Raw genomic sequence first — 11,009 nt, 5'->3', positions numbered from 1 at the left:
TCGCCCTGAACGTGTTTAATGAGTGAGCGTGACAAGTTCTTTAGGGGTAAGCCCGGTAAGCTGCGAAATTAACTCTGGCGCCAGGCCACTGGCGAGCATTTTGCGAGCAATACTGCGTGCTTCGGCCAGGCGGCCTTCCTCTACACCTTGTTCAAGCCCCTGCTCAAGTCCTTGCTGTACACCTTCCGCTCTGCCTTTTTCTTCCAGCCATTCAGCGATAGTCATTAGCTGTTCCTTGTAGTGTGGCGCGCTCTGCGCCAACTGGCGAATAAGAACGCCGGGTTCCGTCGTATTTCCAGCCTTCAACATATAATTCATCAGTACGTCGATCTGCGCTGTCGTCAGATTCTCCTGTGTCAGGAGAGTGATTAATTGATCCAGCAATTCGCTCAGATCCCGGTGACGAATATGTTTTTGCAGGAGTTCCAGCATCGCGATCCGTTGATGCGACAGGATCTGATTATCGGGGATTATGGTCAGGTCTACCAGTGTAAATTCGTGACTGTAAAGTGCCGTCGCCAGGTCGGGGTCACTGAACAGGTGATGCCAGTTGAGACTGAAGGGCCAGGGGCTTTCCGTGCCATGGTTAAACAGGATGGGAACAACCAGCGGTAGGGTTTTATGACCAGAGTCGAGATGATGTTGCATGGCGGCAATTGCATAGCGCATCAGGCGAAAAGCCATCAGTTTATCGGGTTTGCTCTGGTGTTCGATCAGCGCATAAACGTAACCGGGCCCATCTTTTGTTTGCAGGGAGTAGAGGATATCGGAATAACTGGTACGCAAATTGTCTTCAATAAAGCTCCCTGATTCCAGCGTTAAGGAGTCCAGATTGCAGATGTTGAGAAACATTTTCGGCAAATGGATCCGTAAAAAATCCCGGGCTATATCTTTTTGTGTCAGCATTTGCCGAAAGACCGCATCGTGCGGCGTGGTGGGGAGTCGTTCCATGTTCTGTCCGCCAATGTCGTCATATGCCGGCGAGTCTGGCATCAACGATAGCGGCAGACCAGAGGGCAATTAATGCGTTTGCGAGGTGTCTTCCACACGTTTTAATTTGTTTTCATAATCACGCTTTACAATCTCCAGCGCGCCTAGCACCGTTCGCACAGGCAACTGGTTTTCTTCAAGCAAGGCAATCAAATCAACGGCCAGTTTGACCTCATCAGGGGCATTTTCAAGCGACATAGCGTCTCCAGGTGTTAGCGGGTTAAACGTGCCAGAACGTTTTCTATTTTTTCCAGCGCGTGGCGACAGCGTGCCAGTCGGGCCTCATAGGCTTCGACTTCACGATGCAATCTCTGTTGTTCATCCAGGCGGGTTGCCCTGGCGAGCAGGGCTTTACGCTCCTGGGTCATTTCCAGCAGACGGCGTTCAAATTGCTGGTGCTGAACCCGTTTGCGTTGCCAACGAGCAAGTGCAGGAGAGCCACTGTCCCATTCCCGGAGTGACCACGAGGCGGTTTCACGAGAGATCGCTTCCATCTGGGAGGCAAGATGCTCAGCAAGCCAGGCGATTTGGGGCAACTGCTGCTTTTCAACGGCATGGCGCAGGGCGGTCAGGTTTTCCCCGGCTTCCTCCAGACAGGCCTGTAGCAATGTGCTGCGCGTATGAAAAAGCTGACGGTCAAAGCGAGGACTGAGCGTTGCATGCAATGCCTGTGGCGCGCAACGCTGGCGCAGGTCAATGAGTTGCTCTTCCAGCTTCTGTAACAGCATGTCGGTTTTCAATTTAACACTCCGATGAAAATGATAACCGTTATGCTAAAGTAGCATTCAGGTGTTCCAGATACTTTTATTATGCAACGTATTATTTTAATCATTATTGGCTGGCTGGCGGTAGTGTTGGGGACATTGGGTGTTGTACTGCCGCTGTTGCCCACCACGCCTTTTATCTTGCTGGCGGCCTGGTGCTTCGCCCGTTCATCGCCACGCTTTCACGACTGGTTACTCTATCGTTCGTGGTTTGGCGGATACCTTCGTTATTGGCAACAGCATCACGCGATGCCTCCTGGTGCCAAACCTCGGGCGATCATCCTTATTTTGATTACCTTCGGTGTTTCTCTTTGGCTGGTCAATATGATGTGGGTACGGATCCTGTTACTGGCAATTTTAAGCTGTCTGCTGATTTTTCTGTGGCGGATCCCGGTGCTTGATGAAAAGCAACAAAAGCACTGAAGCACCATAATCGCTGTTGCAATTGTTGCCAACAGCCAGTAAATTCGACCGTTTTCGAGCACAGGCGCAGGCGGTCAAAGGTTAAACAATCGTTACCTTGACCTGATATGATTGCGCCGTGAGTAACACCGTTCTTAGCAGGCATACATCCATGACCGCGACTGCACAGCAGCTTGAGTTTCTTAAAAATAGCATCAAAAGCATTCACGACTACCCAAAACCGGGCATTCTTTTCCGTGATGTCACCAGCTTACTGGAAGACCCGAAAGCGTACGCGCTTAGCATTGAATTGCTGGTTGAGCGATACAAAGATGCGGGCATCACCAAAGTCGTCGGCACTGAAGCGCGTGGCTTCCTGTTTGGCGCGCCGGTAGCACTGGGCCTGAACGTCGGCTTTGTTCCCGTGCGTAAACCACGTAAATTGCCACGTGAAACGATCGCTGAGAGCTATGAACTGGAGTACGGTACCGATCAGCTTGAAATTCATGTCGATGCCATCGAACCGGGCGACAAAGTTCTGGTGGTTGATGATCTGCTGGCAACGGGTGGAACCATTGAAGCGACCGTAAAACTGATCCGTCGTCTGGGCGGTGAAGTGACAGATGCGGCGTTCATCATCAATCTGTTCGATCTCGGCGGCGAGCAGCGCCTGGAAAAACAGGGTCTGACGTGCTATAGCCTGGTGCCTTTCCCGGGACACTGATTCAGGCTATCTTATTTGCCATTTTGGCCCCGGGCAGTGCTCAAAATCCTCACGTACTGCATGTACGCTCCGGTTTCTGCGCGCTGTCCGTAACCAAACTGGCTGCAACGATAACGCCTGAATATTACCTGTCAACCTCGCTGTATCTGCGAGGTTGTGTTAGCATTACCCCTTCGTGAATCCACCTTCCAGCGTTTCAGAGCCTGCCAATGAGTTATCAGGTCTTAGCCCGAAAATGGCGCCCACAAACCTTTGCTGACGTCGTCGGCCAGGAACATGTGCTGACCGCACTGGCGAACGGCTTGTCGTTAGGGCGTATTCATCATGCTTATCTTTTTTCCGGCACCCGTGGCGTCGGGAAAACCTCTATCGCCCGTTTGCTGGCGAAAGGGCTGAATTGTGAAACCGGCATTACCGCCACCCCCTGCGGCGTGTGTGATAACTGCCGTGAAATCGAACAGGGGCGTTTTGTCGATCTGATTGAGATCGATGCCGCGTCGCGCACCAAAGTTGAAGACACCCGTGACCTGCTGGATAACGTCCAGTACGCGCCCGCGCGTGGTCGTTTCAAGGTTTACCTGATCGATGAAGTGCACATGCTGTCGCGCCACAGCTTTAACGCGCTGCTCAAAACCCTTGAAGAACCGCCCGCCCATGTGAAGTTTCTGCTGGCGACCACCGATCCGCAGAAGCTGCCAGTGACGATCCTCTCGCGCTGTCTGCAATTTCATCTCAAAGCGCTGGATGTCGATCAAATCCGCCATCAGCTTGAGCATATTCTCAACGAAGAGCACATCAGCCATGAACCGCGTGCGCTGCAATTGTTGTCCCGCGCGGCGGACGGCAGTTTGCGCGATGCGTTGAGTCTGACGGACCAGGCGATCGCCAGCGGCGACGGTCTGGTTTCCACTCAGGCGGTGAGCGCGATGCTCGGAACGCTGGACGATGACCAGGCGCTTTCGCTTGTTGAAGCCGTGGTGGAAGCCAACGGCGAACGAGTGATGTCGCTGGTCAATGAGGCGGCCGCGCGGGGTATTGAATGGGAAGCGCTGTTGGTTGAAATGTTGGGACTGCTGCACCGTATTGCGATGGTACAGCTTTCGCCTGCGGCGCTCGGTAGCGACATGGCGGCCATTGAACAGCGCATGCGTGAACTGGCACGGGTCGTGCCGCCAACCGACATTCAGCTCTACTATCAAACGCTCTTGATCGGTCGTAAAGAGCTGCCTTATGCGCCGGACAGGCGAATGGGCGTTGAAATGACGCTACTGCGTGCGCTGGCGTTCCACCCGCGTATGCCGCTCCCGGAGCCAGAGGTTTCGCAACCTGCTTTTGCGCCGGTCGCCCCAACCGCAGCCGTGACCCCGACTCCGGTGCCACAACACGCTGCGCCTGCGTATCAGGCACCTGCGGCCCCACTGCCAGAATCTACCAGTCAGGTACTGGCGGCGCGTAATCAGCTACAGCGTGCTCAGGGAGCAACCAAAGCAAAAAAGAGTGAACCGGCAGCCGCTACCCGCGCGCGGCCGGTGAATAATGCTGCGCTGGAAAGACTGGCCTCCGTGTCTGAACGAGTTCAGGCGCGCCCGGCAGTCTCTGCGCTGGAAAAAGCGCCCGCGAAGAAAGAAGCTTATCGCTGGAAGACAACCAATCCGGTTGTTGAAGTGAAAGAGGCGGTCGCCACGCCGAAAGCGCTGAAAAAAGCGCTGGAGCATGAAAAAACGCCGGAGCTGGCGGCCAAGCTGGCGGCGGAAGCGATTGAGCGCGACCCGTGGGCTGCACAGGTGAGCCAGCTTTCACTGCCAAAACTGGTGGAGCAGGTCGCGTTAAACGCGTGGAAAGAGGAAAACGGCAATGTCGTGTGTTTGCACCTGCGTTCTACGCAGCGACACCTCAATTCCAGCGGCGCGCAGCAAAAGTTAGCCGAGGCGTTAAGTGCCTTAACGGGCTCACCGGTTGAACTGACCATCGTTGAAGACGATAATCCTGCGGTGCGAACGCCGCTGGAGTGGCGTCAGGCAATTTATGAAGAGAAACTCGCGCAGGCGCGTGAGTCGATTATTGCGGATAATAACATTCAGACGTTGCGCCGTTTCTTCGACGCAGATCTGGATGAAGAGAGTATCCGCCCCATTTGATCGTAAGCTGTGCTTATGGTCGTCATCCCTTAACGTGATTGAGAGAGAAGCCTATGTTTGGTAAAGGCGGTCTGGGTAACCTGATGAAACAGGCCCAGCAGATGCAAGAAAAAATGCAGCAGATGCAGGAAGAAGTCGCCAAGCTGGAAGTGACTGGCGAATCGGGTGCTGGCCTTGTGAAAGTGACCATCAACGGCGCGCATAACTGCCGTCGCGTGGAGATCGATCCAAGCCTGCTGGAAGACGACAAAGAGATGCTGGAAGATTTGGTTGCTGCGGCATTCAACGATGCGGCACGTCGCATTGAAGAAACCCAGAAAGAGAAAATGGCATCCGTCTCCTCCGGCATGCAACTGCCACCAGGCTTTAAGATGCCGTTCTGATGCAAACCAGCCCGCTGTTAACTCAGCTGATGGAAGCGCTGCGTTGTCTGCCGGGCGTTGGCCCGAAGTCTGCGCAGCGTATGGCGTTCACGTTATTGCAACGCGATCGCAGCGGGGGGATGCGCCTGGCGCAGGCGCTGACGAAGGCGATGTCGGAGATCGGCCACTGTGCCGATTGCCGCACCTTCACCGAGCAGGACGTATGTAACATCTGTTCGAATCCGCGTCGTCAGGAGAACGGTCAAATTTGTATCGTAGAGAGTCCTGCGGACATCTACGCCATTGAGCAAACCGGGCAGTTTTCCGGGCGTTACTTCGTGCTGATGGGGCATTTGTCGCCGCTGGACGGTATTGGCCCGGATGATATCGGTCTTGATCGTCTGGAGCAGCGACTGGCAGCCGAGCAACTCAGTGAAGTGATCCTCGCGACCAACCCAACGGTCGAAGGGGAAGCCACGGCAAACTATATTGCCGAGCTTTGCGCGCAATATGACGTTGAAGCCAGCCGTATCGCCCATGGCGTACCGGTCGGCGGTGAGCTGGAGATGGTTGATGGCACTACGCTGTCGCACTCTCTTGCCGGGCGTCATAAGATTAAATTCTGAACAAACGGAGGTCGTCCCCGCGGCCTCCGCTTGAAATCTTTTCTCTTCGTCCCCATTTCCCTCTCAACGTGTTTTTTACCATTAAAAATGGCATTGTTGAGGTAGATCTACATGAAAGGACAAGAAACCCGTGGTTTTCAGTCAGAAGTAAAACAGCTTCTGCACCTGATGATCCATTCTCTGTATTCCAATAAAGAAATCTTCCTGCGTGAGCTTATCTCTAACGCCTCGGATGCGGCAGACAAGCTGCGTTTTCGCGCGCTGTCTAACCCTGACCTGTATGAAGGCGACGGTGAGCTGCGTGTGCGTGTCTCCTTCGATAAAGATAAGCGTACGTTGACCATTGCCGATAACGGCGTGGGGATGAACCGTGACGATGTTATCGATCATCTGGGTACCATCGCGAAGTCCGGCACCAAGTCCTTCCTCGAATCCATGGGCTCCGATCAGGCGAAAGACAGCCAGCTTATCGGTCAGTTCGGGGTTGGTTTCTACTCCGCGTTTATCGTCGCCGATAAAGTGACCGTACGCACCCGTGCGGCGGGTGACAAGCCGGAAAATGGCGTGTTCTGGGAATCTGCCGGTGAAGGCGAATACACGGTTGCCGATATCACGAAAGCGGATCGCGGAACGGAAATCACCCTGCACCTGCGTGAAGGGGAAGACGAGTTCCTCGATGACTGGCGTGTACGCTCTATCATCAGCAAATATTCCGACCATATCGCACTGCCGGTAGAGATTGAAAAACAGGAAGAGAAAGACGGTGAAACCGTGGTTTCCTGGGAAAAAATCAACAAAGCGCAGGCGTTGTGGACGCGTAACAAGTCTGACATTAAAGACGACGAATACAACGAATTCTATAAGCACATTGCTCACGACTTCACTGACCCGCTGACCTGGAGCCACAACCGCGTGGAAGGAAAGCAGGAGTACACCAGCCTGCTGTACATCCCGTCTCAGGCGCCGTGGGATATGTGGAACCGCGATCACAAACACGGCCTGAAACTGTACGTTCAGCGCGTGTTTATTATGGATGACGCTGAGCAGTTCATGCCGAACTACCTGCGCTTCGTCCGTGGTCTGATAGACTCCAACGATCTGCCGCTGAACGTTTCCCGTGAAATTCTGCAGGACAGCACGGTAACCCGCAATCTGCGCAGCGCGCTGACCAAACGCGTATTGCAGATGCTGGACAAACTGGCGAAAGACGACGCGGAAAAATACCAGACATTCTGGAAGCAGTTCGGTCTGGTGCTGAAAGAAGGCCCGGCGGAAGACAACGCTAACCAGGAAACGATCGCCAAACTGATGCGTTTCGCCTCTACGCACACCGACTCTTCCGCGCAGACCGTTTCACTGGAAGAGTACATCTCCCGGATGAAAGAAGGGCAGGAGAAGATTTACTACATCACCGCGGACAGCTATGCGGCGGCGAAGAGCAGCCCGCATCTGGAACTGCTGCGTAAGAAAGGCATCGAAGTACTGCTGCTTTCTGACCGCATTGATGAGTGGATGATGAACTACCTGACCGAGTTCGATGGCAAACAGTTCCAGTCTGTTGCCAAAGCAGACGAGTCCATCGATAAGCTGGCGGATGACGTGGACGAAAGTGCGAAAGAAGCGGAAAAAGCGCTGACCCCGTTCGTTGAGCGCGTGAAAACTCTGCTGGGCGATCGCGTTAAAGAAGTGCGTCTGACGCACCGTCTGACGGATACGCCAGCCATCGTGACCACCGATGCCGACGAAATGAGCACCCAGATGGCGAAACTGTTCGCTGCTGCGGGCCAGGCGGTACCAGAGGTGAAATACATCTTTGAACTCAACCCGGATCACGTACTGGTGAAACGTACGGCAGATACCCAGGATGAAGCGCAGTTCAAAGAGTGGGTTGAATTGTTGCTGGATCAGGCGCTGTTCGCCGAACGCGGCACGCTGGAAGATCCTAACCAGTTCATCCGTCGTATGAACCAGTTGCTGGTGTCGTAATTTTTACAAGGCACTGAGCATCACCACAAAAGGGCAACGCACGTTGCCCTTTTTTATGGCGGTTCATTACCGGCTGCACTGCACTTGCCCAGTCTACAAAACCGGAAAGTCCGTAGGCCGGTGTAAGGCGAAGCCGCCCCCCGGCACAGGCATCTCACACTTATTTGCGCTTTAGCGCATCGACACCGTCGTCACGCTATTTGTCGCCAGCGTTTCCTGCGTGTACTGCGCCAGTTCACCGCTTTGCAAATAGACCTTGTGGGTGATGCACAGACTCACTTGCCCTTCCGGTAACCGTAAAAGCCAGGCCTCATCTGCGTTGAGTATTTTTCCCGACCATATTTTGACGTCGTGGCTGATGGCGTAACCACAGGTTTGCTCAATGTAGTGAAGCACGGACTGGCGGCAGTTTTCCTGCGTAAAGTCAGGGAATAACGCCTGGGGCATCCAGGTTTCTTCAATGATGGTGGGCTGTTGGTTGATGATCCGCATTCGGCGATAGTGAATCAACGCGGTCCCTGGCGGTAAGTCAAACAGCGCCGCGACTTCAGTAAAGGTCGACTGGATATCATAACTGAGCACCACGTTATCCAGTGTTTGATCCCGGTGAATACGTTCCGACAGCGTGATGACGTTGTTGTCCTGGTAAAACTCGGGTGGATTAACGAAGATCCCTGAACCTTGTCGGGTATGGACGAACGATTCCCTTTTCAGGCGCGCAACGGCTTTCTGAATGGTGGGGCGGCTGACGCCGTAGCGCTCTGCGAGGGCATGTTCACCTTCTACCGGTTCACCGGCTGCGTATTCACCTTTAAGGATTTTCTCTCTTAACAACAGATAGATATCAAGATACTTCATGGCGTCCGTTGTGGCGCGTCTTACGACGCGCCCTTTGTTAGGCTTGCGGTTGAACGAGAAATTGCTGCTTTTTCGTCATTCTAAGTCGTTTGAGCGCAATAGCAATTGCAGCAGTGGTGATAATGCCGCTGCCCATCGCAACCAGCGCCATTAACGGCTGATCAAAACCGCCCAGCAGAACAATGATCGGGCCGCCATGTGCGACATTGCAATGCAGGCTGAAAACAAAGCCCAGTATGCATGCCACCGCAGAGCCAATCATATTGGCCGGGATCACCGACAGCGGATCGCGGGCGGCAAAGGGGATTGCGCCTTCTGAAATACCGACCAGCCCCATCGCTGCCGCCGCTTTACCGTTTTCGTACTCTTCATCGTCAAACAAATTCAATCGCTTGCCAATAAAGGCCGCCAGCGCCATGCCCAGCGGAGCAACCGGGATGGCTGCCGCCTGTGCGCCCATAAACTGCGTTTGCCCCTGGGCGATAAGACCCACGCTGAACATAAAGACCACTTTGCCAAACGGGCCGCCCATGTCAAAGCCCTGCATCAGTCCCATCACCAGACCAATCAGAATGATATTGCCGGTGGAAAGGTTGGTCAGCAGATGGTTCAGGAAAGCCATCAGGTCGGCCACCGGTGCGCCAATGACAAAGATAAATAAGGCGGCAATGAACGCGGTGCCCGCAATGGGGGCAATCATGATAGGCACCAGCGGTAGCAACATTTTGTGCCAGGAAAGATGGGTCAACCAGCGGATGAAATAGCCCACCAGCAGCCCGGCAATGATCGCGCCGATAAATCCGCATCCGGCGCTGGCGCCGTAAAACGAACCGGTATTGGCAATCCAACCGCCGATAAGTCCTGGCGCGAGCGCGGGCCGTTCACCAATCGCATAAGCGATATACCCGGCGAGGACTGGGATCATCAGGGTGAATCCGACGACGCCGACATTCAGCACCTGGTTCCATAAACTGCCTTCCGGGATAGCCAGTCCAGACGGTGTCGGTACGCCGCCCAGCGCCAGCGCCAGGGCGATCATTAAGCCGCCGGTCACGACAAACGGGATCATGTACGAAACCCCGTTCATCAGCGATTTGTATAACTGGCTACGTACCGTAGTGGTTGACGCCTGTGATTTGACCGTGCCTTTCGCCTGGTAAGGTTGTGCCGCCAGCGCCTGGTGAATTAACCCTTGCGCATCTTTGATGGCGGCTTTGACGCCCGTGATGACCACTTTCTTACCGTTAAAGCGATCCAGGTCGACCTGTTTATCGCAGGCGACAACAATCGCGTCAGCCCGGGCGATATCGTCCCCGGTCGGCGCATTTTTTACGCCAATAGAACCGTTGGTTTCGACAATGGCCTCATAGCCCATCTCCGCGGCTGCTTTTTCCAGCATCTCTGCGGCCAGATAGGTGTGGGCAATGCCCACAGGACAACCCGTCACGCCGATGATCAGCCCGCGTGAGGCGGCGGTGTTTACCGTCCCGGAACATGCGTCATCGTGCTGGCAGAAATAATCCATGACCGCCTGAACATCCTGACAGGCGAGGATCTGACTGACGCTGTCATCTTCCACCAGCCGGGAAGAGATCTGCGCCAGAACTTCAATGTGGGCTTCACTGGCCTGTTCCGCCGAGGCGATCATCAGGATCAGATGGGTGGGTTGCCCATCTTCAGCGCCGTAATCAATGCCCTGACGACTAATGCCAATCGCGACGGCAGGCGATAAAACACAGTGGCTACGGGCGTGCGGGAGCGCAACGCCGCCTTCAAATCCGGTATTTCCCGTCTCCTCTCTTGCCCATATTTCCTGGATAAATTCCCCGGTGTGGCGAATTTTATTCTCGCGGAACAAAAGGTCTGCGAGTTCGGCGATGGCTGCCTCTTTTTGGCTTGATTTGAGATCCAGACAAATCAACGCCGGATGAATCAGGTCGTTTATCTTCACAGTAGACTCTCATGATTATTTGTATTTACAACTTTCGCAGAGGCTAAAAGCTTCCCCTGAAAGGGATCTTGATATTGATCATGACTTTAGCCGCACAACATCCCGTTCATTTGGATTTGCTGGCGATTTCACACATTCCATTTGGCGATGATTTGCTCATTTCAGGATTCTTGATTTAGGTCAAAGACGGTTATTTGTAATTACAAGT

The 11,009-nt window shown here is 54.0% G+C and carries 11 protein-coding genes and 1 other annotated feature; of the genes, 6 read left to right on the top strand and 5 right to left on the bottom strand.

Annotated features, from left to right (window positions below; translation table 11 throughout):
* Window positions 1-15 precede the first annotated feature (15 nt).
* The 3 genes from ACO7SM_RS16220 to priC form a co-directional block, all read right to left on the bottom strand.
* The gene (locus ACO7SM_RS16220) at window positions 16-951 is read right to left on the bottom strand and encodes an Rpn family recombination-promoting nuclease/putative transposase (protein ID WP_490468385.1); all 936 of its coding nucleotides are present in this window, start codon (window positions 949-951) and stop codon (window positions 16-18) included.
* A 69-nt stretch (window positions 952-1,020) separates the two neighbouring features.
* Window positions 1,021-1,188: a pleiotropic regulatory protein RsmS gene (gene rsmS, locus ACO7SM_RS16215; protein ID WP_490468384.1), complete on the bottom strand. Its 168-nt coding sequence runs from the start codon at window positions 1,186-1,188 to the stop codon at window positions 1,021-1,023.
* A gap of 14 nt (window positions 1,189-1,202) precedes the next feature.
* Window positions 1,203-1,730, bottom strand: a complete 528-nt coding sequence (gene priC / locus ACO7SM_RS16210) for a primosomal replication protein N'' (protein ID WP_490468383.1) — start codon at window positions 1,728-1,730, stop codon at window positions 1,203-1,205.
* Window positions 1,731-1,799: 69 nt separating this feature from the next.
* Between priC and ACO7SM_RS16205 the strand changes: the two genes are divergently transcribed.
* The 6 genes from ACO7SM_RS16205 to htpG all read left to right on the top strand — a co-directional run bounded on the left by ACO7SM_RS16205 (window position 1,800) and on the right by htpG (window position 7,992).
* Window positions 1,800-2,177 carry a DUF454 family protein gene (locus tag ACO7SM_RS16205; protein ID WP_490468382.1) on the top strand — a complete coding sequence of 126 codons (378 nt, stop codon included), beginning with the start codon at window positions 1,800-1,802 and terminating at the stop codon, window positions 2,175-2,177.
* A 151-nt stretch (window positions 2,178-2,328) separates the two neighbouring features.
* Window positions 2,329-2,880, top strand: coding sequence for an adenine phosphoribosyltransferase (gene apt, locus ACO7SM_RS16200; protein ID WP_490468381.1), 552 nt, complete (start codon window positions 2,329-2,331; stop codon window positions 2,878-2,880).
* Window positions 2,881-3,089: 209 nt separating this feature from the next.
* Window positions 3,090-5,018 (top strand): DNA polymerase III subunit gamma/tau, encoded by a 1,929-nt coding sequence (gene dnaX, locus ACO7SM_RS16195; protein ID WP_490468380.1) that lies wholly within the window; start codon window positions 3,090-3,092, stop codon window positions 5,016-5,018.
* Window positions 4,351-4,415 (top strand) — a sequence feature (DnaX frameshifting element). (Overlaps the previous gene by 65 nt.)
* A 53-nt stretch (window positions 5,019-5,071) precedes the next feature.
* Complete coding sequence (locus tag ACO7SM_RS16190; RefSeq protein ID WP_003021764.1) at window positions 5,072-5,401, top strand: YbaB/EbfC family nucleoid-associated protein; 330 nt, start codon at window positions 5,072-5,074, stop codon at window positions 5,399-5,401.
* Window positions 5,401-6,006 carry a recombination mediator RecR gene (recR, locus tag ACO7SM_RS16185; protein WP_490468379.1) on the top strand — a complete coding sequence of 202 codons (606 nt, stop codon included), beginning with the start codon at window positions 5,401-5,403 and terminating at the stop codon, window positions 6,004-6,006. Before ACO7SM_RS16190 ends, recR begins: the two co-directional genes overlap by 1 nt.
* Window positions 6,007-6,117: 111 nt before the next feature.
* On the top strand, window positions 6,118-7,992 hold the full coding sequence (gene htpG, locus ACO7SM_RS16180) for a molecular chaperone HtpG (RefSeq protein WP_490468378.1): 1,875 nt from the start codon (window positions 6,118-6,120) through the stop codon (window positions 7,990-7,992).
* Between the two features lie 171 nt (window positions 7,993-8,163).
* Here the strand turns inward: htpG and ACO7SM_RS16175 are convergent, their stop codons facing one another.
* Window positions 8,164-8,850, bottom strand: coding sequence for a GntR family transcriptional regulator (locus ACO7SM_RS16175; protein WP_490468377.1), 687 nt, complete (start codon window positions 8,848-8,850; stop codon window positions 8,164-8,166).
* 37 nt (window positions 8,851-8,887) lie between these two features.
* Window positions 8,888-10,801 (bottom strand): PTS fructose transporter subunit IIABC, encoded by a 1,914-nt coding sequence (locus ACO7SM_RS16170; protein ID WP_490468376.1) that lies wholly within the window; start codon window positions 10,799-10,801, stop codon window positions 8,888-8,890.
* Window positions 10,802-11,009 lie beyond the last annotated feature (208 nt).

The sequence above is a fragment of the Citrobacter sp. LJND-P06 genome (assembly GCF_058188415.1).
Note: the sequence above shows the minus strand (reverse complement) of the source record. Positions and strands in the feature narration are given on the sequence as shown.